This window comes from Streptomyces asoensis, assembly GCF_013085465.1.
GTDB lineage: Bacteria > Actinomycetota > Actinomycetes > Streptomycetales > Streptomycetaceae > Streptomyces > Streptomyces cacaoi_A.
Genome location: NZ_CP049838.1, coordinates 4,524,556 through 4,549,982, shown reverse-complemented (window position 1 = coordinate 4,549,982; position 25,427 = coordinate 4,524,556). Strand labels below are relative to the sequence as shown.

The 25,427-nt window shown below is 71.9% G+C and carries 24 protein-coding genes and 1 pseudogene; 15 read left to right on the top strand and 10 right to left on the bottom strand.

Going from position 1 to position 25,427, the window contains the following annotated elements:
- Positions 1 to 3: 3 nt before the first annotated feature.
- A complete protein-coding gene (locus tag G9272_RS20245) occupies positions 4 to 1,173 on the bottom strand; it encodes a thiolase C-terminal domain-containing protein (RefSeq protein WP_171397901.1) in 1,170 nt (389 codons plus the stop codon).
- A gap of 113 nt (positions 1,174 to 1,286) precedes the next feature.
- Between G9272_RS20245 and G9272_RS20240 the strand changes: the two genes are divergently transcribed.
- Positions 1,287 to 2,573 carry an acyl-CoA dehydrogenase family protein gene (locus tag G9272_RS20240; protein ID WP_171397900.1) on the top strand — a complete coding sequence of 429 codons (1,287 nt, stop codon included), beginning with the start codon at positions 1,287 to 1,289 and terminating at the stop codon, positions 2,571 to 2,573.
- Positions 2,570 to 3,043, top strand: a complete 474-nt coding sequence (locus G9272_RS20235) for a nitroreductase family deazaflavin-dependent oxidoreductase (protein WP_171397899.1) — start codon at positions 2,570 to 2,572, stop codon at positions 3,041 to 3,043. The genes G9272_RS20240 and G9272_RS20235 overlap by 4 nt, the downstream gene beginning before the upstream one ends.
- A 48-nt stretch (positions 3,044 to 3,091) precedes the next feature.
- Here the strand turns inward: G9272_RS20235 and G9272_RS20230 are convergent, their stop codons facing one another.
- Positions 3,092 to 3,706 (bottom strand): LysE family translocator, encoded by a 615-nt coding sequence (locus tag G9272_RS20230; RefSeq protein ID WP_171397898.1) that lies wholly within the window; start codon positions 3,704 to 3,706, stop codon positions 3,092 to 3,094.
- A gap of 82 nt (positions 3,707 to 3,788) precedes the next feature.
- Between G9272_RS20230 and G9272_RS20225 the strand changes: the two genes are divergently transcribed.
- Positions 3,789 to 4,241: an Lrp/AsnC family transcriptional regulator gene (locus tag G9272_RS20225; protein ID WP_067251387.1), complete on the top strand. Its 453-nt coding sequence runs from the start codon at positions 3,789 to 3,791 to the stop codon at positions 4,239 to 4,241.
- An 85-nt stretch (positions 4,242 to 4,326) separates the two neighbouring features.
- Here G9272_RS20225 and G9272_RS20220 read toward each other — a convergent pair whose 3' ends face one another.
- Positions 4,327 to 4,962: a TetR family transcriptional regulator gene (locus G9272_RS20220; RefSeq protein WP_171402079.1), complete on the bottom strand. Its 636-nt coding sequence runs from the start codon at positions 4,960 to 4,962 to the stop codon at positions 4,327 to 4,329.
- A 134-nt stretch (positions 4,963 to 5,096) separates the two neighbouring features.
- On the opposite strand from G9272_RS20220, the gene G9272_RS20215 reads away from it, so the two are divergent.
- The 7 genes and pseudogenes from G9272_RS20215 (at position 5,097) to G9272_RS20185 (ending at position 11,831) form a co-directional block, all read left to right on the top strand.
- Positions 5,097 to 5,819 (top strand): VOC family protein, encoded by a 723-nt coding sequence (locus tag G9272_RS20215; RefSeq protein WP_171397897.1) that lies wholly within the window; start codon positions 5,097 to 5,099, stop codon positions 5,817 to 5,819.
- 177 nt (positions 5,820 to 5,996) lie between these two features.
- Complete coding sequence (locus tag G9272_RS20210; protein WP_171397896.1) at positions 5,997 to 8,372, top strand: outer membrane protein assembly factor BamB family protein; 2,376 nt, start codon at positions 5,997 to 5,999, stop codon at positions 8,370 to 8,372.
- Between the two features lie 162 nt (positions 8,373 to 8,534).
- Positions 8,535 to 9,086 carry a hypothetical protein gene (locus G9272_RS20205; protein WP_171397895.1) on the top strand — a complete coding sequence of 184 codons (552 nt, stop codon included), beginning with the start codon at positions 8,535 to 8,537 and terminating at the stop codon, positions 9,084 to 9,086.
- Between the two features lie 106 nt (positions 9,087 to 9,192).
- A pseudogene (locus G9272_RS45340) lies at positions 9,193 to 9,831 on the top strand (DUF5753 domain-containing protein); the annotation flags it as partial.
- Positions 9,788 to 9,925, top strand: coding sequence for a DUF397 domain-containing protein (locus tag G9272_RS45335; protein WP_367398583.1), 138 nt, complete (start codon positions 9,788 to 9,790; stop codon positions 9,923 to 9,925). The pseudogene G9272_RS45340 and the gene G9272_RS45335, both read left to right, overlap by 44 nt.
- 280 nt (positions 9,926 to 10,205) lie before the next feature.
- Positions 10,206 to 11,081, top strand: coding sequence for a hypothetical protein (locus G9272_RS20190; protein ID WP_171397894.1), 876 nt, complete (start codon positions 10,206 to 10,208; stop codon positions 11,079 to 11,081).
- 93 nt (positions 11,082 to 11,174) lie between these two features.
- Positions 11,175 to 11,831 carry a DUF433 domain-containing protein gene (locus G9272_RS20185; RefSeq protein ID WP_171397893.1) on the top strand — a complete coding sequence of 219 codons (657 nt, stop codon included), beginning with the start codon at positions 11,175 to 11,177 and terminating at the stop codon, positions 11,829 to 11,831.
- Positions 11,832 to 11,903: 72 nt separating this feature from the next.
- Here G9272_RS20185 and G9272_RS20180 read toward each other — a convergent pair whose 3' ends face one another.
- The 3 genes from G9272_RS20180 to G9272_RS20170 are packed head-to-tail and all read right to left on the bottom strand — an operon-like array spanning position 11,904 to position 14,286.
- Positions 11,904 to 12,677: an enoyl-CoA hydratase/isomerase family protein gene (locus G9272_RS20180; protein ID WP_171397892.1), complete on the bottom strand. Its 774-nt coding sequence runs from the start codon at positions 12,675 to 12,677 to the stop codon at positions 11,904 to 11,906.
- The gene (locus G9272_RS20175; protein ID WP_171397891.1) at positions 12,674 to 13,090 is read right to left on the bottom strand and encodes a Zn-ribbon domain-containing OB-fold protein; all 417 of its coding nucleotides are present in this window, start codon (positions 13,088 to 13,090) and stop codon (positions 12,674 to 12,676) included. The genes G9272_RS20180 and G9272_RS20175 overlap by 4 nt, the downstream gene beginning before the upstream one ends.
- A gap of 38 nt (positions 13,091 to 13,128) precedes the next feature.
- Positions 13,129 to 14,286: a lipid-transfer protein gene (locus tag G9272_RS20170; RefSeq protein WP_171397890.1), complete on the bottom strand. Its 1,158-nt coding sequence runs from the start codon at positions 14,284 to 14,286 to the stop codon at positions 13,129 to 13,131.
- A 100-nt stretch (positions 14,287 to 14,386) separates the two neighbouring features.
- Here G9272_RS20170 and G9272_RS20165 point away from each other — a divergent pair, with 100 nt between their 5' ends.
- Positions 14,387 to 15,967 (top strand): FadD3 family acyl-CoA ligase, encoded by a 1,581-nt coding sequence (locus tag G9272_RS20165; protein ID WP_171397889.1) that lies wholly within the window; start codon positions 14,387 to 14,389, stop codon positions 15,965 to 15,967.
- Between the two features lie 88 nt (positions 15,968 to 16,055).
- Here the strand turns inward: G9272_RS20165 and G9272_RS20160 are convergent, their stop codons facing one another.
- Together G9272_RS20160 and G9272_RS20155 are read right to left on the bottom strand one after the other, a co-directional pair.
- Entirely contained in the window at positions 16,056 to 16,256 is a 201-nt protein-coding gene (locus G9272_RS20160; protein ID WP_171397888.1) for a sigma-like protein, read from the bottom strand.
- A gap of 201 nt (positions 16,257 to 16,457) precedes the next feature.
- Complete coding sequence (locus G9272_RS20155; RefSeq protein WP_171397887.1) at positions 16,458 to 19,436, bottom strand: AfsR/SARP family transcriptional regulator; 2,979 nt, start codon at positions 19,434 to 19,436, stop codon at positions 16,458 to 16,460.
- A gap of 378 nt (positions 19,437 to 19,814) precedes the next feature.
- Here G9272_RS20155 and G9272_RS20150 point away from each other — a divergent pair, with 378 nt between their 5' ends.
- From G9272_RS20150 to G9272_RS20140, 3 genes are all read left to right on the top strand, one after another.
- The gene (locus tag G9272_RS20150) at positions 19,815 to 21,074 is read left to right on the top strand and encodes an amidohydrolase family protein (protein WP_171397886.1); all 1,260 of its coding nucleotides are present in this window, start codon (positions 19,815 to 19,817) and stop codon (positions 21,072 to 21,074) included.
- Positions 21,071 to 21,994, top strand: coding sequence for an LLM class F420-dependent oxidoreductase (locus tag G9272_RS20145; protein ID WP_171397885.1), 924 nt, complete (start codon positions 21,071 to 21,073; stop codon positions 21,992 to 21,994). The genes G9272_RS20150 and G9272_RS20145 overlap by 4 nt, the downstream gene beginning before the upstream one ends.
- A 76-nt stretch (positions 21,995 to 22,070) precedes the next feature.
- On the top strand, positions 22,071 to 22,730 hold the full coding sequence (locus tag G9272_RS20140) for a response regulator transcription factor (RefSeq protein ID WP_171397884.1): 660 nt from the start codon (positions 22,071 to 22,073) through the stop codon (positions 22,728 to 22,730).
- Between the two features lie 6 nt (positions 22,731 to 22,736).
- Here the strand turns inward: G9272_RS20140 and G9272_RS20135 are convergent, their stop codons facing one another.
- Together G9272_RS20135 and G9272_RS20130 are read right to left on the bottom strand one after the other, a co-directional pair.
- Entirely contained in the window at positions 22,737 to 23,546 is an 810-nt protein-coding gene (locus tag G9272_RS20135) for a hypothetical protein (RefSeq protein ID WP_171397883.1), read from the bottom strand.
- 76 nt (positions 23,547 to 23,622) lie between these two features.
- Positions 23,623 to 24,318, bottom strand: a complete 696-nt coding sequence (locus G9272_RS20130) for a hypothetical protein (RefSeq protein ID WP_171402078.1) — start codon at positions 24,316 to 24,318, stop codon at positions 23,623 to 23,625.
- A 246-nt stretch (positions 24,319 to 24,564) separates the two neighbouring features.
- On the opposite strand from G9272_RS20130, the gene G9272_RS20125 reads away from it, so the two are divergent.
- A complete protein-coding gene (locus G9272_RS20125; protein WP_171397882.1) occupies positions 24,565 to 25,335 on the top strand; it encodes an SDR family NAD(P)-dependent oxidoreductase in 771 nt (256 codons plus the stop codon).
- The last annotated feature ends 92 nt before the right edge of the window (positions 25,336 to 25,427 follow it).

Here is a 25,427-nt window from a genome sequence, read left to right as displayed (position 1 = left end):
GCCTCAGTCCCGTCCCAGGACCACCGTCCCCGACGAGCAGAACCAGCCGCCGGTCCCGGAGGCGACGCCCAGCCGGGGCAAGCCCCCGTCCGGCGCCCTCACCTGTCGCTCGCCGCCCTCGCCCCGCAGCTGCCGTACCGCCTCCACCAGCAGGAACAGCCCCCGCATGCCCGGATGCTGGGCCGAGAGCCCGCCCCCGTCCGTGTTCACCGGCAGGGCGCCGGACAGGGTCAGCCGCCCCTTCTCCACGAACGCGCCGCCCTCGCCCTTCGCGCAGAAGCCCAGGTCCTCGAGGGTCACCAGCGTCATGTAGGTGAACGCGTCGTAGATCTCGGCGAAGTCCATCTCCCGCGGACGCAGCCCCGCCCGCTCGAAGGCCAGCCGACCGCTCACCGCGGCGGGGGAGACCGTGAAGTCGTCCCACTCGGACATCGAGGCGTGCGACACGTGCTCCCCCGTCCCGAGGATCCACACCGGGGCCGTGCGGCAGTCGCGTACGTACTCCTCGGCCGCCAGAAGCACGGCCGCGCCGCCGTCCGAGCGCAGACAGCAGTGCAGTTTCGTGAAGGGGTCGGCGATCATCGGGCCGGACAGGACGTCGTCCACCGTCACCGGGTCGCGGAACATCGCGTCGGGGTTCAGAGCCGCGTTCGCTCTCGCCTGCACCGCCACCTCCGCCAACTGCTCGATCGTCGTGCCGTACTGGAGCATGTGGCGGCGGGCGGCCATCGCGTACTTGGCGATCAGCGTGTGGCCGTAGGGGACCTCGAACTGGAGGGGACCGCGGCCGCCGAAGGCGAAGGTGCCGGTGCGGCGGCCCGCCTTCACGTCCGCGCGGGCCGTCGAGCCGTACGCCAGCAGGACCGCGTTCGCGTGACCGGCGGCGATCGCGTCGGCCGCGTGCGCCGCCATGACCTCCCAGGTCGAACCGCCGACGGAGGTGGAGTCGACCCAGGTGGGCCGCAGGCCCAGATAGTCCGCCACCTCGACGGGGGCCAGCGTGCCGAGCCCGGCGGACGCGAAGCCGTCCACCCGGGACCGGTCGAGCCCGGCGTCCGCCAGCGCGCGCCGGGCCGCCTGGGCGTGCAGGGCGTAGGGGGTGGCGTCGTCCACTCGGCCGCAGTCGGAGAGGGCGACACCGACCACGGCCACTTTCCGGATACCGGATGCCATGAATCTGACGGTACATCAGATAACGGCTGCCCTGACAGGTGCCGTCTCTCTGGGCATTCCGGTTCCCCCGCCCTAATATGACGCACCGTCAGATCCGGATGAGAGGGGTGGCCATGGACCCCGGCTTCACCGCCGAACAGGACGGGATCCGCCGCACATTGCGCGAACTGCTCCACAAGCGCTGCGGCCCCGAAGAGCTGCGCGCCGCCCTGGACACGCCCCGCGGCCACGATCCCGCCCTCTGGACCGCCCTCGCCGAGCAGCTCGGGCTGCCCGGCCTCGCGCTCCCCGAGGCGTACGGCGGTGTCGGCTGCCCGGTCACCGACCTCGCCCTCGCCGCCGAGGAGACCGGCCGGGCGCTCGCGCCCTCCCCGCTCCTCGCGACCTCCGTCCTCGCCGCGCCGCTGATCCTCGCCCTCGGCACCGACGCCCAGCGCGCCGACCTGCTGCCCCGGATCTCCGACGGCACCCTGACCGCCGCCCTCGCCGTGCCCGCGCCCGCCCTGGCCACCGCCCTCGCCCTGACCGGCCCCCAGGACGGCGACTGGGCCGGCGGCGGGCGCGCGGGCGGGATCCAGGCCCGGCGGGTCCAGGGCGTCTGGCGGCTGTACGGGGAGGCCGCGCAGGTGCTCGACGGGCACAGTGCCGGGGCGCTGGTGGTCGCCGCGCACACCGGGGGGTTCGTACGGTCGCGCACCCTGCTGTTCGTCGTGGCGGGGGACGCCGTCGGGCTCGTGCGCACCCGGCAGACGGCCCTGGACGCGACCCGTCCGCAGGCCCGGGTCCAACTTCGGGACGTGCGGGCCGAGTTGCTCGGGAGCGAGGAGGCGGGCGTAGCGGATGCCCTCTCCCGCGCCGGTGACTTCGCGGCCGCCTTCCTCGCCTGCGAGGCCGTCGGCGCCGCCGACCGCACGCTGGAGCGGACCGTCGAGTACCTCGGCCGACGGGAGCAGTTCGGACGCGTGATCGCCTCCTTCCAGGCGGTCCAGCACCGCCTGGCCGACGTGTACGTACAGCTCCAGGCGGCCAGGTCCGCCGCGTATTACGCCGCCTGGGCGGCGGGCGATCCGGGCGGCCGAGGCGGCCTGGACGGCGGAGGCGGCCTGGACGGCGGAGGCGCTACGGGCGGCCGAGGCGGCCCCCACGGCCCGGGTGGTTCCGACCGTCGGGGCGAGCGGGTCGGTGGGCTTGCTCTTGCGCAGGCGTTGGAGGCGCTGCGTCGGGCCGCCGGTGAGGGGATTCAGTTGCACGGTGGCATCGGCTTCACCTGGGAGCACGAGGCTCACCTGTACTTCAAGCGGGCCGCCGGCGACGAGCTGCTGTTCGGGCCCGTGCACCGGCTGCGGGCGCACGCGGCCGAGGGGGCCCGGCTCTTCGAGCGGACGGAGGTGTCGGTGTGATCGGCGTCCGGGTGGTGCAGAAGGTCTCCTCGACGCGGGCCTTCGCGAAGGTCGCGCCGCATGTCATCCCCGCCCTCGACCGGGCCGTCCATCGCCTCACCAGGGGAAAGGTGCTGCTCAGCGCCCAGATGCTGCCCGGGGTGATCCTGACGTCCACCGGGGCGAGGAGCGGGCTGCCGCGTCGTGCGCCGCTGGCCTGCATGCCCGAGGAGGGCGGCGGGAGCTGGATCCTGATCGGTTCCAACTTCGGCCGCACCGGCCACCCCGCCTGGACCGGCAACCTCCTGGCCCACCCCGACGCCGAGATCAGCTGGAAGGGCACGGACCTCCCGGTGACGGCCGTGCTGCTGACGGGGGAGGAGCGGGCGGCCGTCTGGAAGGCGCTGCTGGCGTTCTGGCCGCCGTACGCGACGTACCAGGCGCGGGTGGATCGGGAGATCCGGCTGTTCCGGCTCACTCCGAGGGCGTAGAGGGCCCAGAGGGGCTGGAGCCGGGGGAGCCAGGGGAGCCGGGACGGGTCAGAAGGTGTGCTGGATCAGCAGGAACGTGCCGATTCCCAGCATCGCCGCCCCGGACGTGCGGGTCACCGCCCGTGCCGCCGCCGGGCGGGCGCCCAGCAGCCTGCGGGCCAGGACGCCCACCGTCAGATAGACGGCGGCGCAGCACGCCATGTGCAGCAGCCCGAGGGCGGTCGTCTGGGCGGCCACCGGCAGGTGCCCGTCACCCGTGGAGAGGAACTGGGGCAGGACCGAGAGGTAGAGCAGCAGGCCCTTGGGGTTCAGGCCGCTGATCGTGGCCCCGCGCAGGAACACCCGGGCGCCGCCCGCCGTGATCTCCTCGCCCGCGCCCGGTGTCCCCGGCCGCCGCAGCACGGCCCACCCCAGCCACACCAGGTACGCCGCGCCCGCCACCGTCAGTGCGGTGAGCAGCGTCGGCGACCCCGCGACCAGCACCGCGAGGCCCGCCGCGGCCAGCGCCGTGTGCAGGGCGTACCCGCTCACCAGGCCGCCCACCGCCGCGCCCACCGAACGGCCGCGCAGCCCGGCGGAGATCACGTACGCCCAGTCGGCGCCCGGCACGCACACCAGCAGCAGGTCGACGGCGAGGAAAGAAATCAGCGTTCCCGAGTCCATACCGGGGACATTAGGCGCGATGCGGCCGAAAGTGTTCCCGAAGTTTTCGCAGATCACCGCGATATGGGGGAAGATCTGCCCCATGGATGACGTGGACCGGAAGATTCTTGCCGAGCTTCAGCAGGACGGGCGGCTGACCGTGACCGAGCTGGCCGCGCGGGTGCGGCTGAGCGTCTCGCCGTGTCACCGGCGGCTGCGGGAGCTGGAGCGGTCCGGGGCGATCAGCGGCTACCGGGCGGTGGTGGAGCCGGCCGCCGTCGGGCTGACCTTCGAGGCGCTGGTCTTCGTCTCGATGCGGCAGGAGGACCGGGACACGGTCGCCGAGTTCGAGCGGGCGGTGGGCGAGCTGGAACACGTCCTGGACGCGCAGCGACTGTTCGGGGAACCCGACTATCTGCTGCGGGTGGCCACCGCCGACCTCGCGGCCTTCCAGCGGCTGTACGACGAGCGCCTCGCCACCCTGCCGGGGGTGCAGCGGCTGACGTCGACGCTGGTGATGAAGCATGTGGTGAAGGACCGGCCGCTGCCCGCCTGAGGCCGACAGCGCGGCAGGCGGCAGCTCACCCGGGTGAGCTGCCGCCTGGCAGACAGGACTTGACCGTAAAACGAGTGGGGCCGGGCTACTTCGTCGGCTTCTTGCCGGTGATGCCCAGGTGTACCAACAGGGCCAGGTTCGGCTTGAGTTCAGCCTGCTTGACGCCCCACGTCTGGAAGCCCTTCTGGTGCGAGGCGACCGCCGCGAGCATGGCGACGAGCGCGCCGGCGACCGCGCCCGGGTTCACGTCCTTGTCGACCTTGCCCTTGGACTGCAACTCGGCGACCGCGTCCGACAGGGAGTTGTTCACCGAGTTGAGGATCTTCATGCGGAGTTTGTAGAAGCGCTTGTCCCCCTCCGCCGCGCCGAGGTCGACGACCCGGAGGATCGCGTCGTTCTTCCGCCAGAACTCCAGGAAGCCGTCCACGAGTTCCTGCGCCGTCTGCCAGCCCGCCTTGCCGACCCAGGACCGCCCCTCGACGAGACCGGTCAACTCGGCGCCCTCGGCGGCCATTTGTTCGGCGATCTCCAGGACGGCGCCTTCGACGTCCGGGAAGTACTGGTAGAAGGTCGCTGGCGAAGTGCCCGCCTTCCGGGCGACGTCGATGACCTTGACGTCGCGGTACGGAGAGGAGCTCAGCATCTCGCTGAGGCAGTCGAGCAGCTTCTGCCGCGTCGCCTGCCCGCGCCGACCGGCCACGCGGCCGTCGACGGTACGCACTTGTCCTGTCATGCCGTCAGCTTACCGAGGGGTGATCGGAGCGCTATTCGGCCGACTGCAAATGGGGTGCGCGGGGGTGCGGAGGCGGGTGTGCCTGGTCTGCGGCTTGCGTGCGGCGCCGTTAGTTTGGCTGTATGGCCGAAAACAGGGCATCGGTGTACGCAGAGGGCGGCCCCTGCTGGGTGGACGCGCAGCTCCCCGACGTGGACGCGGGCAAGCGGTTCTACGGTGAGCTCTTCGGGTGGGGTTTCGAGGAGGCGTACGGCTCCTCGGTGTGGGCCCGGCTGGAGGGCGCGCCGGTGGCCGCGCTCGCCCACAAGACGGACGGCCGGATGCCCACCGTCTGGACGGTGTACTTCGCGACCCCGGACGCGCAGAAGACCGCCCGCCGCATCCAGCACGCCGGCGGGCAGGTCATCATGGCGCCGCTGCCGGTGGGCGCGGCGGGCACCGCCGTGCTCGCCGCCGACCCCGAGGGCGCGGTCTTCGGCCTGTGGCAGCCGGACGGCCACCCCGGCTTCGGCGTACGGCACCGGCCCGGCGCCTTCGCCTGGGCGCAGCTCTACGCCCGGGACACCGAGGCCGCCAACACCTTCTACGGTCATCTCTTCCACGAGGCGCTGTTCGGGCCGGGAGCCGAACCCGACTTCGGGCGGGCGCCGGTCGGCGATGTCTTCCCGGAGGTCATGCCGCCGCATTTCCTCGTCCACTTCGGCGTGCGGGACTGCGAGGCGGCCCTCGGCGCGGTGAGCCGGCTCGGTGGGCGGGTGCAGGCGGGTCCGTTCACCGCCTCGTACGGAATTGTGGCGGTCGTCACGGACAATCAAGGGGCGTCGTTCGCGCTTCTCCAGCGCTGATCCGCGCTGTATGCGCATATATGAAACGAGACACCCCGTTTGCCCCCGGGTTCGCAACCGGCCGTCCGGCCAGGAAGAATCAGGGTGCGTGCCGCCATGGCGGTGCGGTGGTGAGACGCTGCACGGGGCCGTGTACACAAGTGGGTGACGCGGTTCGTACGGGGAGGTGGCAGGCAAGTGGTGGATCAGCTGACGCAGCACGATCCGCGGCGGATCGGGCCGTTCGAGGTGCTGGGACGGCTGGGGGCCGGCGGCATGGGGCTGGTCTATCTGGCCCGTTCGGCCTCGGGCCGGCGCGTGGCGATCAAGACGGTCCGGACCGAGCTCGCCGAGGACCAGCTCTTCCGGGTGCGTTTCACGCGCGAGGTGGAGGCGGCCCGGGCGGTCTCCGGGTTCTACACGGCCGCCGTCGTCGACGCCGATCCCCGCGCCGCCGTGCCCTGGCTGGCCACCGCTTACGTTCCCGCGCCCTCCCTCGAGGAAATAGTGAACGACTGCGGGCCGATGCCGGCCCAGGCGGTGCGCTGGCTGGCGGCGGGCGTCGCCGAGGCGCTCCAGTCGATCCACGGCGCGGGACTGGTCCACCGTGACCTCAAGCCGTCCAACGTGCTCGTCGTCGAGGACGGGCCCCGGGTGATCGACTTCGGTATCGCGTCCGGCGTCTCGAACACGCGTTTGACGATGACGAACGTGGCCGTCGGCACCCCCGCCTACATGTCCCCCGAGCAGGCGAAGGACTCGCGCAGCGTGACCGGCGCGAGCGATGTCTTCTCGCTCGGCTCGATGCTCGTCTTCGCCGCCACCGGTCACCCGCCCTTCCATGGCGCCAACCCGGTCGAGACGGTCTTCATGCTGCTGCGTGAGGGCCCGGACCTGGAGGGTCTGCCGGACGAGCTGCGCCCGCTCATCGAGTCCTGTATGCAGATGGACGCCACGGCCCGGCCCAACCCGGCCGACCTCCAGGCCCAGCTCGCCCCCCACCTCTTCGGCTCCGGCTCCGACGACAGCGGTACGGCGTCGGCGTGGCTGCCCGAGAAGGCGGTCACCCTCATCGAGACGCGCCGTGGCGGCCGTCCGGCGAAACCGGCGCCCCCGAGCCCCCGTAGCGGCGGCGGAGGCGGCGTGGGCATGGCGCGGCCCGCCGTACCGGCCGTACCGCCCCCGCCGTCCCACGCCCCCGTGGTCCTCTCCCGCCCGGCGTCCGTGGCCGTCGGCGCCCCCGACGTCGGTCCCGTCCGGCTGGCGGGCGCCGCCGTGCCGATCGGGCCGGGTCCGCGCGTCGCCGACGTCCGCGCGACGGCCGCCGTGAAGGCGCCGGTGGCCGAGCCCGGCCTGGTCGCCAACTGGTCCCGCCCGCGCCCCGGCGTCAACGGCGCCGACACGACCGTACCCGCCCCGCAGAGCGCGCCCTCGGAGACCCCGGCGGGCTGGCGGCCCTGGCGTTTCCGCATGTCGAACGATGTGTGGGGCACGCCGTCCGTCGCCGGGGACCTCGTCTACGTCACCTCTTTCGAGGTGCACGCCCTGGATGTGGCCACCGGTCGGCGTCGCTTCAAGACGCGGGACGTGGCCTGGTCCATGGCGGTCGCGGACGGCAGGGTGCACGCCTCCGACGGCCCCACCCTGTTCGCCCTGGACGCCCGCGAGGGCGGCGACCTGTGGCGGCTGTCGACGGACGCCTGGGTGTACTCGCTCAAGGCCGACCGGGGCACGGTCGTCACCGGCACGCGCGGCGGCGGCGTCCAGGCCTGGGAGGCCTCGGCCGGGCAGAAGCTCTGGGAGATCACCGGCTGCCAGACCGACTTCGAGTCCCCGGAAGCCGGCCCGGTCCTGCACGAGGGCACGGTCTATGTCTGGCAGGACGCCCGGCTCAGAGCCCTGGACGCCCGCACGGGCGAGGAACGCTGGTCGTACCCCATCGGCGACACGGCCTCCTGCGGCGGTGTCCCGGTCCGCGTCACCCCCGCCCCCGACGGCTATGTCTACCTCTCCGCCGGCACCCGGGTCCTCGCCGTCGACGTCGCGAGCGGCATGGTGCGCTGGCACTTCGAGGCCCCGGCGGTGTTCCTGTCCCCGCCGACCTTCGTGCCCGGCCCGGCGGTGACCGGCGGTGGCGTCTACCTCGCCGACTACCTCGGCACCGTGTACGCCATCGACGCCACCGACGGCCGCGACCGCTGGCGCATCGCCACCGAGGCCCGGGCGTCCGTCGACCCGGTGCTGGTGGCCGCCGGCCATGTCCACGTCGGCAGCGGCAAGGGGCTCTACACCCTGGACGCGGTCACCGGCACGCCCAAGTGGCGCTTCCAGGCGGGCGGCGACATCGTGGGCGCCCCGGCGGTCGCGGAGGGCCGTATCCACTTCGGCTCCACGGACCACCTGCTGTACACCCTGAAGGCCGACGACGGCCGGCTGCGCTGGAAGCTGGCGACCGGCGGCGAGATCACCGGCTCCCCCGTGGTCCGCGACGGCGTCGTGTACGCGTCCAGCAAGGACCGCTGCGTGTACGCGCTGGACGCGGAGAAGGGCACGGGCACGGCGAGAACGGCCTGAGCCGGCCGCTCGGTGCCCGGACGGCCGTCGAACCGGGACGGCCGTCGTGCAGGGTGCACGGAAGGGACCCGGACGGCGGCCGCCACCGCAGACGCTACGCCGGGGACCGGCCGGTCGCCACGCCGTGACATGGTCGTGACAGGTATTGCCTAGGCTGTCGGCATGGATCGACGGGGGCAGAAACTCAAGTTCACCGCGGTGGCGGCGATCGTCGTACTGGCGCTGACCGGTTTCTCGACCAGCAAGGGCCATGGTCACGGCAGCAGTCACAGCGGCGGCGGGGGCGGGTGCAGCAGCTCCGGCCAGAACCACGACAGCTCGTCGTCGACCTCGGGTTCGACGTCGAGCGGCTCGTCCGGCAGCACGTACCACGACTACGACGACGATGACGACTACACGGACGACACCTACGGCGACGGCGGCTCCTCGAGCACGTCCACGACGCTGCGGGACGCCACGGTGGAGCTGATCGACTGCGCGACGCCGAGCGAGGCGTACGCAACGGTCGAGGTCACCAACCCGAACGCGACCGGCGGCTACTTCACCGTCACGGTCGATTTCCTCGACGCGGGTTCCCGGCGGGTGGAGCAGCGGAGCGCCGAGGAGTACGTCGCGGCGAACGACACGGCGACGGTGCAGGTCGACCTGTCCAACCCGGGCGTCGCCGCGAAGATCGACCACTGCGACCCGGACCTTTACGCACCGGCGAGCTGACCGGACGTCCCTCAACGGGCCGACGCCTTCACGGGCACCTCCGCCCACACCGCCTTGCCCACGGGCGAACGAGGAGCCGACCCCCACCGCACGGCCAGGACGTCCACAGCAGTACGCGGCTCATGTGGTGCCGGGTCTGTTGCAGACGGAGGACTACGCGCGGGCGGTGCTCAGCCTGGACGCTCTGTTGGACGACGAAGAGCAGCTGGAAGAGCGCGTCACAGCCCGAATGGGACGGCAGGGACGCCTGAGCTCGCCCGACCGGCCGGAACGTGGGTCATCCTGGACGAGGCGGTACTGAGGCGTCCGATCGGTGGCGATGCCGTGATGTGTAAGCAGTTGGCGCGGCTTCTCGACGCGGCAGCAGAACGCCACATCACCGTGCAGGTACTGCCGTTCGACCAAGGCGGACACGAGGCCATGGGTGGCTCGCTGACGATCCTGACCCTGCCGGACGGCTCAGAGGTGGCCTACACGGAGGGTTCGGACTACGGCCAACTTATCGAGGAACCAGCCAACGTCAGCCGCTACAAGGTGATTTACGATCGGCTGCGGGCGGCAGCCCTGCCCCCGCTCATGTCACTCGACATGATCCGGTCCACGATGGAGGGCAACTACCGTGGCTCGAATCTCCCGTCCGATCTGAACGGCGTCGCCTGGCGCAAGAGCAGCTACAGCAATCAGGCGGGGGGGGCGACTGCGTGGAGGTGGCCGACGGGTTCCAGGCCGTCGTCCCGGTCCGTGACAGCAAGGCCCCGCACGGTCCGGCGCTGTGCTTCGGAGCAGCCTCCTGGGCCGCGTTCATAGGCGAGTTGCAGGCCGGGCGCCACCGTCCCTGAGGCGGCCGGGCCCTGGTCGCCGTCCGCGTTCCGGGCTCACCGGGCCCTTGTCCGCGAGGGTCCGGCGGGCCGCTGACCTCCTGAAAGAACCGGGGGAAAGAACTACCCGCCCACCCACCCTCCCCGCCGGAAAGCCCGCGTCACCCGTCCGGGTGACCGGCTTGCAGGGGCGGGATACGGGCGGTTACGTTCGCCGCGACAACCGCAGACAGAGACGGCCCCCGCCGGGACTGCAATCCCGAACGAGGGCCTGACCGATCAGGAAGCTCCAACCTTCCCAATGGCTGATTCGCAGTCTAACGCGCTCCTGCGCGCCGATGCCGGAGCTCCGACCACCGGCGTGATCCATGTCCGCACCCGGCTCACCGCCGACTTCACCGTGATCTCCAACGCCCTCGTCCAACGGCGTGGCAGCGCGGTCACCGTCGGGCTCGCGGCGTACATCGCCTCCTTGCCCGACGGCTCCTCCGTGACCATCACCGCCCTGTGCGAGCACTTCAGCGAGGGGGAGATCCTTATCTCGCGAGCGCTGAGGGAGCTGGAGGCGGCCGGATACCTGGAGCGCCGCCGCGAGCGAACGCCCACCGGGCAGGTCCGTACCCGAACATACTTCTACGACGTACCCGACGGCGCGCCGCATCCGGGCGGGCCTCCCGAGCCGCCCAGGCCGCGCCTTCCCCGGAAGCGGCCCGCCGCCGCTGCGGCGGTCCCGCCCGCGTCGGCGGCCGTGCAGCCGGTGGCACCGGCCGAGGTGGAGACACCGGTCCCGTCCGCCGACGCCGACCCCCGAGCCGTCGCCGTACTCGCCGCCCTGCGCCGGGTCGACCCCCGCCTCGTCCTGTCCGCGCGGGAAGCCGCCCAACTCGCCCCGGCCGTCGCCCGGTGGCTCGCGGCAGGTCTCCTGCCCACCCACATCACGGACCACCTCACCGCAAGGCTCCCGGACCACTTGCTGGCCCGCCCGGCCGGCATCCTCGCCTACCGGCTCAGGGAGGCGCCCCAGCCTCTCTCCGCACCGGCCCGCAGCACGGAGACCCCCGAACGCCCGGTCGTCCGGATGCGGAACTGCGACGGCTGCGACCGCGGATTCCGTACGGCGGAACCCGGCCGCTGCCGGGACTGCCGGGCCCGGGACCAACTCCGCGCGGCCGGCTGAGCCGATGACCCCGACGACCGGTGTGCGGTCCACCCGCAGGTGGGAGGCTTGGTGTGGCACGATGCGAAATCCGGCGCCAAGAGGAGGTGGGACATGGTCGACAGGTTCAAGGACGGGCTCCTGACGCCCACCGAAACGGCCTCCTGCCTTGAGATTCCGCAGTCGACCCTCACCTCGTGGCTCAAGGGCAAGGCCGCCGGAGCGCCACTGGTCCACCAGGTCGAGCCGGTGCGGAAGGGGCAGCCCTCGGTGCCTTTCATCGCGGTGGCCGAGGCACACGTGCTCCGCTCCCTGCGTTCCCTAGGGCTCCGCATGAGTGAGATCGAGGAAGCCGCCGCCGCCGTACGGGACGCCTTCGACACCCCTTATGGCCTCGTGTCGAAACGCATCGCGACGGACGGTGTGGACATCTTCGTCGAACACGGTCTCGGAGATCTCCGCAGAGCCCGGGACGGCCAGGCCCCTATCCAGGAAGTGGTCTCCAGCTATCTCCGTTACCTGAACTGGGACGCTGGCGACGACTTTCCCTCCAGCCTGCGGCTGAGGCAGTACCCGGATTCCGTCCCCGTTGTGATCGACCCCAGGTTCGGCCAGGGACTTCCCGTGGTGGCGGCCAATCGCGTCTCGGTCAAGGCGATCACCGACCTGTGGGAGGCCGGAGAGAGCGTCGAGGACATCGCATACGACTACGCCATGACGCCAGAGCAGGTGGACGCCCTCTGCCAGGCAGTGGTGCGCCTTGCCGCTTGAGTTCTTCCTCGTCGGGACGTCTTCCGCGACGACGGACAGGACGGGAGCCGGGATCATCCGCACCCGCCGGGCTCAGCGGACCCGGGGTTCGGCGGCCGAGCGGGCGGCGAACAGCTCCGCCTGTTCCTCGCTCGGCAGGTTCCCCAGCGAGATGAGATGCGGCGCCTGGGCGAAGCCCATCGCGCGGGCCGCCTCCTTCGCCGCCCACAGCGCCCGCACGGTGCCCTGGACCCCGGCGGCGGGATACCCGGCGACGACGGCGGCGCAGGCGACGGCGGCGGCCGACGCCCCGCCGGTGTCGGTGAGTTCGGACACCAGCCCGACGTCGAAGGCGCGCCGGGCGGAGATCCGTTCCGCCGTGCCCATCAGCATCATCCGCGCGACCTCCCCGTACGGCATCCGCTGTGCCAGGAGCACCGACTCGTACGCGCTGACCATCCCGTACGTGGTGTGCGGGTCGAAGAACACGGCGTTGGCGCCCGCGACGACGAACTCGCACTCCCCGAGCAGATAGAAGGCGCCCCCGCAGGCCATCCCCTCCACGGCGGCGACGACCGGCTTCCACAGGTCGTTCGCCTTCGGGCCGACGGTGAGCAGCGGATCGTCCTGCATGTACGGGGAGTTGGGCTGCGGCACGACGGCGTCCCGGTCGAGGCCGGTGCAGAACGCCCGCTGCCCGGCCCCGGTGAGGACGACGGCCCGTACCGAGTCGTCGAACCGCAACTCCCGCCAGACGTCCTTCAGTTCGCGGACGGCCTCGAGGTCGAGGGCGTTCAGCCGGGCGGGCCGGTCGAGGGTGACGACGGCGACGCCGGTGTCCTTGTCGCTGTCCAGTCGCACACTCACGGCCGCTCCAGAACCCACTGCGGAAGCCCGTCGCCGTCGAAGACGACCTGTACGCGGGCGCCGATGCGGACGCGGTCGGGGGAGAGGGAGTTGAGCGGCGCCCCCGGTCCGCTCACCAGGTTCCCCACCATCCGGATGCGGGGCGCCTCGGCCAGCTCGACGAGGATCACGTTGTAGGGGGCCTGGGCGGCGTAGTCGGGCAGCAGGGGCGGATGCGGGACGACGTAGGACCAGATCCGGCCGCGCCCCGACATCCGCCGCCACTCGCTCGCGAAGGACTGGCAGTGCGGGCAGCAGGGGCGGGGCGGGAAGCGGGGTTCGCCGCAGTCGGTACAGGCCTGGACGCGGAGTTCGCCCTGGGCGGCGTACCGCCAGAAGGGGGCGCCGTCGGCGTCGGTGACGGGGGTGAGCATCGCGGGATCAACTCCTCGGTGCGTTCTCCTCGGTGCGGTCAGTTCCTGAGCAGCAGGGCGGAGGTCGGGACGCCCTCGCCGGCGGTGACGAGGCAGGTCGCGGCGCCCGGCACCTGGGCGGTGCTGGTCCCGCGCAGCTGCTTGACGCCCTCGTTGATGAGGTTGAAGCCGTGGACGTAGGCCTCGCTGAGCCCGCCCCCGCCGGTGTTGAGGGGCAGCCGTCCGCCGGTCTCCAGGGCCCCTCCCTCGGTGAACGCCCCGCCCTCTCCCCGGCCGCAGAACCCGTACCCCTCCAGGGAGAGCGGGACGAGGGGCGTGAAGGCGTCGTAGATCTGCGCGACGTCGACGTCGGACGGGGTGATGTCGGCGTGTTTCCACAGGTGCCGGGCGGCTGCCCAGGCGGGGCCGGTGAGCGGATCGTCGTTCCAGTAGTTGACCATGCCGTGGTGCTGGGCGGGCAGGCCCTGGGCGGCGGAGTGGACGTAGACGGGTGCCCGGCGGCAGTCCCGGGCCCGCTCGCTGCTCACGATCACGCACGCCAACGCCCCGTCCGTCTCCAGGCAGTTGTCGTACAGGCACAGGGGCTCGCTGATCCACCGGGACGACATGTACATCTCGCGGGTGAGGGGCCGTTCGTACATCACGGCGGCCGGGTTCTGGTTGGCGCGGTTGCGGCAGGCGAGCGCGACGTTGAAGAGGTGGTCGCGGGTGGCGCCGTACTCGTGCAGATAGCGGCGGGCGAGCATGGCTATCTCGTCGGCGGGCCGCAGCAGCCCGAAGGGCCGGGTCCACTGGGCCGGGGTGGGGAGCTGGACGGCCGTGTTGGTCCACGGACGCGGCCCGGAGCCCCTTTTCCGCGACCGCCAGGCGACGCCCACCGTGGCCTGCCCGGCGGCGATGGCGGCGGCGAGGTGGGCGACGGTGGCGCAGGAACCGCCGCCGCCGAACCCGATCTTGCTGAAGAAGGTCAGGTCCCCGAACCCGACGGCCTTCGCGAGCTCGACCTCGTCCGTCTCCTCCATGGTGTAGGAGGCGAGCGCGTCGACCTCGCCGGGGGCGATCCCGGCGTCGTCGAGGGCGGCGAGGACGGCCCGGCAGGCGAGGGTCCGCTCATCCTCGGGGAGGTGCTTGGCGAAGGACGTCTGCCCGATGCCGACGATGGCCGTGGCGTCCTTGATTCCGGTCACTGCGGGCATGCTGCGCGCACCTCCACACGGCGACAGTGCTGCTGACAGTCCGTCAGGTTACCGCTAATCTGACGGTCAGTCAGCTAGTGGTCCGGTGGGGAGGCTGGTCATGCGTGGTGACATGGAGTGGGGGACGATCCCCGGCCTGGTCCGCTGGTCCGCCGAGCGGTACGCGACGACCGAGGCGGTGGTGGAGGGCCGTACCCGGATCTCGTACGCCGAGCTCGGCGCCCGCGTCGAACGGTCGGCGGCGGCCTGTCTGGCGAACGGGGTGCGGGCGGGCGACCGCGTGGCCGTCTGGGCCCCGAACTCCCTGGACTGGATGGTGGCGGCGCTCGGCGCGGTGAGCGCGGGAGCGGTGCTCGTGCCGCTGAACACCCGCTTCAAGGGCACGGAGGCGGCGGACGTGCTGCGCCGCAGCGGGACGCGTCTGCTGTTCGTGACGGGCACCTTCCTGGGCACGTCGTACGTGGCGTCGCTGCGGCGGGCGGCGGCCGAGGGCGCCGGGACCGGCCCGCTGCCGGGGCTCCCCGCGCTGGAGCAGGTGGTGGTGCTCTCGGACGACGCCCCGGCGGACTTCCGGACCTGGAAGGACTTCCTGGCGAGCGGGGAGGGCATCGGGACGGCGGAGGTCCGGGCGCGAGCGGACCGGGTGGCGGGGGAGTGGCCGTCGGACATCGTCTTCACCTCGGGCACGACGGGCCGCCCCAAGGGGGCGGTGATCACCCACGCGCAGACGCTGCGGGCGTACGAGATCTGGACCGACCTGGCGGGGCTGCGACAGGGCGACCGCTACCTGATCGTGAACCCCTTCTTCCACACCTTCGGCTACAAGGCGGGCGTGATCGCCTGTCTGATGCGGGGCGCGACGATGATCCCCCAGCCGGTGTTCAACGTGGACACGGTCCTCGCGAACGTGGCGTCGGAACGGGTGTCGGTCCTCCCCGGCCCGCCGACCCTCCACCAGTCGCTCCTGGACCACGCGTCCCGGGACAAGCACGACCTGTCGGCGCTGAGGCTGGTGGTCACGGGCGCGGCCGTGGTGCCGCTGCGGCTCGTCGAGCGCCTGCGGGGCGAACTGGGCGTGGAGACGGTCCTGACGGCGTACGGCCTCTCGGAGGCGAGCGGTGTCGTCACCATGTGCCGCCGCGGGGACGACCCCACGGTCATCGCCTCGACGTCGGGCCGCGCGATCCCCGGCACCGAGGTGCGGGTGGACGCGGCGCCGGGCCGGCCCGGGGAGGTGCTGGTCCGGGGCTTCAACGTGATGCGCGGCTACTACGAGGACGAGACGGCGACGGCGGAGGCCCTGACGGAGGACGGCTGGCTGCGCACCGGCGACGTGGGCGTCCTGGACGCGGCCGGCAACCTCCGGATCACCGACCGCCTGAAGGACATGTTCATCGTCGGCGGCTTCAACGCCTACCCGGCGGAGATAGAGCAGCGCCTCGGCCTGCACCCGGACGTGGCCGACGTGGCCGTGATCGGCATCCCGGATCCCCGCCTGGGCGAGGTGGGCAAGGCGTACGTGGTCCGGCGGCCGGGCGCGGTCTCCACGGCCGACGACCTGATCGCCTGGGCCCGGCGGGAGATGGCCAACTACAAGGTGCCGAGGGCGGTGGAGTTCGTGACCGCCCTGCCCCGCAACGCGAGCGGCAAGGTGGTGAAGGGCGAGCTGCGGTCCCGCTGACCGCGCGGCCCCCGGACACGCCTCGGCCGCGGCGGCTCCCCTCCGCGCCGCCGCGGCCGATCCCCGTCGGAGTGGTGACGGTCGGCGCCTACTTGCCGTCCAGGTCCAGGGCGGGCGGGACGGGCGAGTGGTTCTCGAGCGTGGTGATCTCTTCGTCGGTCGACGTGGTGGACGCGGTGGTCTCCTGCGTCGTGGTCTTCTGCGTCACCGTGTCCTTGAGGGCCGGCGGCACGGGCGAGTGGTTCTCCAGCGTGGTGATGTCCGTCGACTGCTTCTCGGTGCTGCTCATGTTCACGCTTCCCCTGTGAATGGTGTTCAAGTGAATGAGACGCCTCTGACCGGCGATTCCCCCGAGTATCGCCGGACAGAGGCGTGGACCGGAGCCCACCCCCATGGACTCCCCGGCCCGCATGCCCCCCGACGCGACGGACCGTTGGGTCGATTCTGTCGGCCGGTCATAAACGTTTGATGAACGCCGCCCGCGGCAGGCTCATGACGCGTCCAGAGGGGCCAGCAGTCGACGCACCTCGGCGGCCTCGGGCGCCCCCGCATTCTCCAGGAGGAGCAGGGCCTCGTGCCAACAGGCTCGCGCCCGGTCCGACTGACCCAGCGCGCGCAGGCTCTTGCCCAGCGTGTTCAGGACGCTGCCTCGGATCAGGTCACCCCCGATGACCCCGATGGCGAGGGACTGCTCCGCGTGCTGAGCGGCCTGGGCGGGGCGTTGGGCGGCCAGGTGCAGCTGGGCGATGCGCAGATGCGTCGTGCCTTCCCACAGCCGCTGCCGGTTGGAGGCGAAGATCAGCATGGCGTCCGTGAGCTGGGCCAGACCTTCCGGCAGGCGCCCGGCGCGGGTGAGCGCCACGCCCAGGGAGTAGCGGCCGTTCGCGAGGCGCAGGCTGAGACCGAGCTGCTGGAAGATGTCGACGCCCTGTTGCGCGAGCGAGACCGCGCTGTCGGCACGGTTCATGCGCTGGTGCAGCTGAGCGAGGTTGCAGAGCGCGCTGGCCTCACCCGGGCGGTTGCCGTCGGCGCGATACCCGTCCCGGGCCGTCGTCAGGAGCCGCTCCGCCTCCTCGTACCGCCCCTGGTTGAGCGCGATGATCCCCCGGTCCGTCGCCGCCCAGCTGACCGGCGTCGCGTCGTCCGCCGCCGTGGCGAGTTCGATCGCGCGCCGGGCCTCCTCGTCCGCCTCGGCGTACCGTCCGGCGGCCAGGTGGACGTTGGAGAGCGCCGTGCGGGCGCGGCTCTCCGCGCGGACGTCGGCGGCGTCCTGCGCGGCGTCCCGCAGGGCCGTGGCCGCCCACTCGTACTGCTTCGCGTTCGCTCCCGACTCCGCCAGGTCCTTGGCGGCCCAGAGCAGATCGACGGCACGGCGCAGGCCGCTGCCCGTCTGCTGCTGCCGTGCGCACGCCAGCAGGCACTGCGCCTCCGCGAAGAGCCAGTCGAGGGCCTGCGTCCGCTCGCCGAAGGACAACCCCCGGTACGAGGTGGGCTCCAGGTGGACGACCGTGCGGTCGCCGGGCCGTTCGATGGCGTAGACCCCCGCCGCCGTCGCCAGATAGAAGTCCAGCAACCGTGACAGCGCCGCGTCGCGTTCTCCGGGCGGCTCGTCGCGGTCGGCGCACGCACGCGCGTAGAGCCGTACCAGGTCGTGGAACCGGTAGCGGCCGGGGGCCGCCGATTCCAGCAGGGAGGTGTCCACCAAGGACTCCAGCAGGTCCTCGGTGTCCTCCACCGGCAGGTCCAGGACCGCCGCGGCCGCCGCCAGGGAGGTGTCGGGGCCGTCCGCCAGGCCGAGCAGCCGGAACGCGCGGGCCTGGGCGGGCTCCAGGGCGCCGTAGCCGAGTTCGAAGGTCGCCTTCACCGCCAGGTCGCCCGCCTGGAGCTCGTCCAGTCGGCGCCGTTCGTCCGCCAGCTTGGCGGCGAGGACGGAGACCGTCCAGGTGCGGCGGGCGGCCAGCCGGGAGGCCGCGATACGGATCGCCAGCGGCAGGAAACCGCACGCGGCCACCACGTCCAGCGCGGCCTTCCGCTCCGCCGCCACCCGCTCCTCGCCGACGATCCGGGTGAAGAGGGCGAGGGCCTCCTCGGGGGACATCACGTCCAGGTCGACGAGATGCGCTCCGGCCAGGTCCACCATCCGCACCCGCGAGGTGACCAGCGCCGCGCAGCCCTCCGTGCCCGGCAGCAGCGGGCGTATCTGGGCCGCGTCCTTCGCGTTGTCCAGCAGCACCAGCACCCGGCGGCCGTCCAGCACCGAGCGGTACAGCGCCGCCCGCTCCGCCAGGGAGTCGGGGATCGCCGAGTCCGCCGTGCCCAGGGCCCGCAGGAACGACCCGAGGACCGTCTCCGGCTCCGCCGACCGCGGCCCCGCGCCCTGGAGATCGACGTACAACTGCCCGTCGGGGAAGGCCGGACGGGCCTGGTGGGCCACGTGCACGGCGAGGGTCGTCTTGCCCACGCCCCCGATGCCCGCGAGCGCGGACACCGCCATCACCCGGCCGCCCCCGCCCGTGCCGTCCCCGGCTCGCGCGAGCACCTCGCTCAGTTCCCGTACGAAGGCGGAGCGGCCGGTGAAGTCGGGCACGGTGGCCGGGAGTTGCGCGGGCCGCACCCGCACCACCGCCGGTTGGGCCGCCGGCGCCGACGGCTCCGCCAGCTCCGGGTCGGCCTGGAGGATACGGCGCTGCAACCGCCGCAGTCCGGCCCGCGGATCCACCCCGAGCTCCTCCGCCAGCAGCCGCCGGGTGTCCGCGTACACGGCGAGCGCCTCCGCCTGCCGGCCGCTGCGGTACAGCGCCAGCATCAGCAGTTCGCGCAGCCGCTCGCGCAACGGGTACGCCGCGGTGAGCGCGGTGAGTTCGGAGACGGCCTCCGCGTGGCAGCCCTGCTCCAGGTCCATGTCCAGCCGGGACTCCAGCAGTCCCAGCCGCCATTCCTCCAGCCGGACGCGCTGCGCCTCCGCGTACGGACCGGGGACGCCGGCCAGGGCTTCCCCGTCCCACAGCCCCAGCGTCCGGTTCAGTACCTCGCGGGCGTGGGACAGGTCCCCGGCGGTCCGTGCCTTCTCCGCCTCCGCCGCCCACTCCTGCGCCACCGCCAGGTCCAGCGCGCCCTCGGCCAGGCCGCGCACCGCGTAGCCGCCCGACTCGCTCACCAGGACGCCCGGGTCGAGCACCTTGCGCAGCCGGGAGGCGTAGGTCCGTACCGCCGCGAGCGCCTGCGACGGAGGCTCCTCGCCCCACAGCGCGTCGATCAGCTCGGCGGCCGTCGCCGTACGGCCCTCACGCAGCAACAGGGCGGCCAGCAGGGCGCGTTGTTGCGGCGAACCGGTGGCCAGCCGCTCGTCGCCGCGACGTGCGCGCACCGGGCCGAGCACGTCGAAGCGCAGCGTCGCCGGCTCCTCGGGGGAGCCGGGACGTCTCTGCTCCGGCACACGCGGGTCGCGGTGTCCTACCCGGTCGTCCATCAGGGCTCCCCTTAGGCATCCGAATCAAGGACCTGTCCGGCCGATCACGCCGCAGACGCGGGGTCCGGCACGCACGTCTGCGGCGTTGTCGTCGGTTGTCGACGCTCCGCGCCGACGCCCTCCTCCGCCTTGCAGCCGCACGCACCGGACCCCACTCACCGGCGCTGCTTCGGCACCGTCACTCTCCTGCGACGTGATCGGCCGGACAGGTCCTAGGCCAGTTTGCCCTGTCCATGCCGGAAGCGTCAGCTTGCCCGGCAGCTGCACGGGAGTCCACACACCCCTCACATCCGGTGTGCACACATCCCCACAGAGTCGATCAACTCCGGCTCCCGCCCACTAGCTGACGATCCGTCAGATCGGCGCTACCGTGCCCCCATGGAGAACGCATTGGAGACCGCGAAGACCGCCAAGGCCACAGAGAACCTCCCGCTGATCATCTCCGTCGACGACCACACCGTGGAGCCGAGCACCGTCTGGCAGGACCGCCTCCCGAAGAAGTACCTCGACACCGGACCCCGCGTCGTCCGGGCCCCGCTGAAGGAGATGACCTTCCTCGGCGGCCGCTTCAAGCCCGTCATGGGCGAGCCCGGCGACGACGGCCCGATCGGCGACTGGTGGATCTACGAGGACCTGCACCGCCCCCTCACCCGCCTGGACACCGCCGTCGGCTTCAGCCGGGACGAGATCAAGCTGGAGGTCATCACCTACGAGCAGATGCGCCCGGGGTCCTTCGACGTCCCGTCCCGCCTCGCCGACATGGACGTCAACCACGTCCAGTCCGCCGTCTGCTTCCCCACCTTCCCCCGCTTCTGCGGCCAGACCTTCACCGAGGCCGCCGACCACGAGCTGGGCCTGCTGTGCGTGCGCGCCTACAACGACTGGATGGTGGAGGAGTGGTGCGGCCCGCAGGCGCGGGGCCGGCTGATCCCGCTCACCCTCATCCCGCTCTGGGACGCCGAACTGGCGGCGGCGGAGGTCCGGCGCAACGCCGCCCGCGGGGTCCGCGCGGTCGCCTTCTCCGAGATACCCCCGCACCTCGGCCTGCCCTCCGTCCACACCGACGACTGGGATCCCTTCCTCGCCGCCTGCGACGAGACCGGCACGGTCGTGGCCATGCACATCGGCTCGTCGAGCCGGATGCCCTCCACCTCCGCCGACGCCCCGCCCGCCGTCGGCTCCACCATCACCTTCGCCAACTGCTGCTTCTCGATGGTCGACTGGCTGATGAGCGGCAAGTTCGAGCGCTTCCCGAACCTGAAGGTGATGTACGCGGAGGGCCAGATCGGCTGGATCCCCTACATCCTGGAGCGCGCCGACGTGGTGTGGGAGGAGAACCGGGGCTGGGGCGGGGTCGCGGACAAGGTCCACCGTCCCCCGTCCGAGCTGTTCGCCGACCACGTCTACGGCTGCTTCTTCGACGACGCCTTCGGCCTCAGGAACCTCGACTCCATCGGCGTCGGGAACGTCCTCTACGAGACCGACTACCCGCACTCCGACTCCACCTGGCCGAAGTCACGCGAGGTCGGCGAGGCGCAGATGGGGCACCTGGCACCGGACGTGGTGGAGCGGATCGTCCGGGGCAACGCGATCGAGCTGCTGGGGCTGACCCCGGACGGCCTCTGGAGCCCGCGGTGAGCCTCGACTACGGCATCCAGCTCCCGGTCCAGTCCCAGTCCACGCTCTACGCCGAACCCTGGGAGGCGGACGCGGGCCCCGCCGACCTCGTCGAGGTCGCCCGCGCCGCCGACCGCGCCGGCTTCGCCTACGTCGCCGCCTGCGACCACGTGGCGATCCCGCGCCGGCTGGCCGAGGCCATGAGCACGGTCTGGTACGACCCCGTGGCCACCCTCGCCCACCTCGCCGCCGTGACCGACCGCGTCCGGCTGCTCGCGCATGTCGCCGTCGTCGGCCTGCGCCACCCCCTGCTCACCGCCAAGCAGTACGCGACCCTCGACCACCTCAGCGGCGGCCGGCTGATCCTCGGGGTCGGGGCCGGTCACGTACGGGAGGAGTTCGAGACGGTGGGGGTGGACTTCGAGCGGCGGGGCGCCGTGCTCGACGAGACGATCGACGCGTTGCGCGCCGCGCTCGGGCCGGACGAGTTCCCCTCCCACCACGGCAAGTCGTACGACTTCGAGGGGCTCGGGCAGCGGCCCCGGCCGGCCCAGGCGCGGGTGCCGCTCTGGGTCGGCGGATCCTCCCCGGCCGCCGTCCGCCGGGCCGCCCTCAAGGGCGACGGCTGGCTGCCCCAGGGCGACCCGAGGGACCGGCTGCCCGCGCAGATCGAGACGCTGCGGCGGCTGCGGGGGGACGACGCACCGCTCACCGTCGGCGCCATCACCGAGCCGCTGTACGTCGGCGCCCCCGGCTGGGAGGTGGGCCGCCGCACCCTCACCGGGCCGCCGGAGGCCCTCGCCGAGTCGCTGCGGGCCTACGGGGAGATGGGCGTCCACCAGATCCAGGTGCGTTTCCGCTGCCGGAGCCGCACCGAACTCACCGACCAGATCGGCCTGTTCGGAGCCGAGGTGGGACCCCTGCTCGACGTATCTTCTTGAAGTTTGAACATGTCCACGCCGGGCCGCGTATGTACGGACGTACGGACGTGATGGTTCCGGCGGAAGGACCCCGTAAGTGCGATCCTCCCAGCGACTCACCGTCGCTCTCGCCTGCGCCGAGGACGACTGGCCGCACGAGGGCTGGCCCGGCCCCGACGACCCGTACGTGGGCCGGGCGGTGCGGGTGGACCCGCCCTACGACGCCCTGCACGAGGGCGAGCCGGACGTCGTCGTGCTGCGCTGCGCGGAGCCGGCGACGTCCTTCCCGGGGCTGCTGAGGGCGCTGGGCGGCCGGGGCGTCCCGGTGATCGTCGTCAGCCCCCGCACGGACACCGAGACGGTCGTCGGGGTCTTCCGGGGCGGGGCGGGCTATCTGGCCGAGGGCGACTACTGCACCCACATGCTGTCCTCGGCGGTGATGGCGGCCACCGTCGGCCACACCTACCTCTCCCCGACCGCGTGCGCCGCCCTGCGGGAGGGGGCCCGGCGGATGCCGGCGGCCGGCGACGCGATCGAGCGGCTGCGCGCACTGCTCTCGCCGCGCGAACGGCAGGTCATGGAGCTGCTGTCGACCGGACTCGGCGCCCAGGAGATCGGGCTGCGATTACGGCTGAGCGAGAAGACCATCCGCAACAACCTCAGCAACATCTACGCCAAGCTCGACGCCCGGGGCAGCACGGACGCGGTCCTGCGGTGGCTCGGCGCCACCCCGGCCGCACCCGTGCTTCGCATGTGAGAACCGTCAGGGCGCCGGGATCTCCGAGAGCGAGATGTCCGCGAGCGGGATCTCCACGTCGGTGACATTGCCGCCGGCCTCGCCGAATCCCGGTTCCGTCCGGATGCTGTTCTGCGAGTTCTGGATTCCGTTGGCCTCGGGCGTCCCGCATTTCACGTTCCGCAGCCAGAGCCGGCCGTCGGGCGTGCCGTTCTTGAGGATCTGCGGATAGAAGACATGGACGGTCTTCCCGCCTTCGCTCGGCGCGAAGAACACCTTCTGGCCGTCCTGGGCCTCCTTGTAGGTGGCCCGCAGGAATCCGCTCACGTCGGTGCGCTTCGCCGACCACATGAAGAAGCCGATGCTGTCCGGCTGGACGGTGTCGGAGCGGCTGAACGCCAGGCCGGTCGTCTTGTCGTCGCGCGTGATGTTGATTTCCGACGTGTTGAACTTCCCGCCGATCTCGAAGAACGAGTTGCCGAGTTTCGTGCCGCCGTCGACGACGAATCCGTCCTCCAGCTGGATGGTCCTGGTGACGGACGTGCTCACGCTGAAGGTGTTCGTCGCCGCGGTCGTCGTTCCGCAGTTCTGGGTCACGGGCGAGACACGCTGATTGGGCCCGAGGCTGTTCGCCTTGAACTGGACGTCGACGAACTCGCAGTTCTCCAGCCTGTCCGAGTCGGCCGCGCAGTCGGCGGTCACCTCGGAGGGGGTGGCGGCGCCCGCCGAGTTCATCAGCGGAACGGCCACGGCGAGCGCCGCGACGGGGGCCAGGGCGAGGGTGATGCGCTTCTTCTTGCTGCGGTGGCTTCTGGCCCGGGGGGTGCGGGTGGTCATGGGATTCTCCTGTGGGGGATGCGGGGTGAGTGTGGGGGATACGGTTCGAGCTGCGCTTTCTGCTGCTCTTTCCGGGTCAGCAGTCCTCCAGGACCGCCTTGGAGGTGCCGTCCGCGACACCGGGCGCCCCTGCCGCGCCCGGCAGGATCACGGGCCCCTCGACGACGTCCGGAGCCACGAAGTTCTGCTCGGGGGAGGGGTTCACGGCGAAGCTTCCGGGGTCGGCGTCGATACGCACCCGCCATTCGCCGGTCATGCGCTGGATCTTCGGCGTGAACTCCATGTGGAGAACCTTGCCGACCGGCACCTCCCGCTGTTCCGTGGCGCCTGCCGTGGCCGACTTCACGGTCATGTCCAGGGTGCCCTTGTGTTTCAGCCAGGACCCGCTCAGGAATCCGAAGAGGCCGCCCCCGGCGCCCTGTTGTGTGACCGAGTACTTGCCCTGGCCCTGGGCCGCTGTCGCCGACCAGGTGATGGAGACCTTGGCCGGATCGGTGGCGTTCGGCTCGCAGTTCGGGAAATCGATGGACGACTTCTCGGTGGGGCCGTCGAAGGTCTCGAACTTCGTCTCGACGAAATCACAGTTGTCGGACTCGAAACCGTCGGCGAAGGCGCCTCCGAAATCTCTCACGGACTGCTGTTTCCCGTTGAGCACCGCGGACCTCTGACACATCCTCATGATCTGATCCGGTGTCTTCTCGTCGGCCGCGTTCGCCGACGGGAGCAGGGTGACGATGGCTCCGCCGGTCGCGAGAGCCGCACCGATCGCCACGTACCGGACTTTCCTGTTCTTCAGCTTTCTCCTGGCCACGACGGACTCCATCCTTGGGTTGGGCTTTACCCGGCCGTGAAGGATTATTGGGGCCCCGTACAGGCGCCGGACAGAGTCAAATGTCCCTACCCATCGGTCACTTGATGTGTGCTTGTGCAATGGCCCGCTTCGCTCGGCGCACGCATCTGACGATTCGTCAGATGCGGCGATACGATGCTGAGCTCCACCGATGCGAAGGGAGCCGGCATGGGCAAGCTCGACGGACGGGTGGTCCTCGTCACCGGATCGGCGCGCGGCCAGGGCGAGCAGGAGGCGCGGCTGTTCCGGGAGGAGGGTGCCGAGGTGGTCGTCGCCGACGTGCTCGACGAGCAGGGGCGGGCACTCGCCGAGGAGATCGGCGCGCTGTACGTCCACCTCGATGTGGGGGTGGAGGAGGAGTGGATCGCGGCGGTGCGGGAGGCCAAGCGGGCGTACGGCCATCTCGACGGCCTCGTCAACAACGCCGGCATCCTGCGTTTCAACGCCCTCGTCGACACCCCCCTCGACGAGTTCATGCAGGTCGTACGGGTCAACCAGGTCGGCTGCTTCCTGGGCATCCGGACCGCCGCGCCGGAGCTGTCCGACGGCGGCACCATCGTCAACACCGCCTCCTACACCGGGCTCACCGGCATGGCGGCCGTGGGCGCCTATGCGGCGACCAAGCACGCCGTACTCGGCCTCACCCGGGTCGCCGCCCTGGAGCTGGCGCCCCGCCGTATCCGGGTCAACGCGGTGTGTCCCGGGGCCGTCGACACCGCGATGTCCAACCCCTCCCGGCTGGAGCCGGACTCCGACCCCGAGGAGACGACCCGCGCCCTCGACTCCCTCTACCGCAAGCTCGTCCCCCTGGGCCGGATCGGCCGCGCGGAAGAGGTGGCCCGGCTCGCCCTCTTCCTCACCTCGGAGGACTCGTCGTACATCACAGGGCAGCCGTTCGTGATCGACGGGGGATGGCTGGCGGGCGTTTCGGTCATCTGACCGTTCGTCAGCTATTGACCATCCGGGAGCCCGGTGCCACAGTCGGCGGCATCCGCTGAATCTGACGAACCGTCAGTTAACCGCGATCCAGA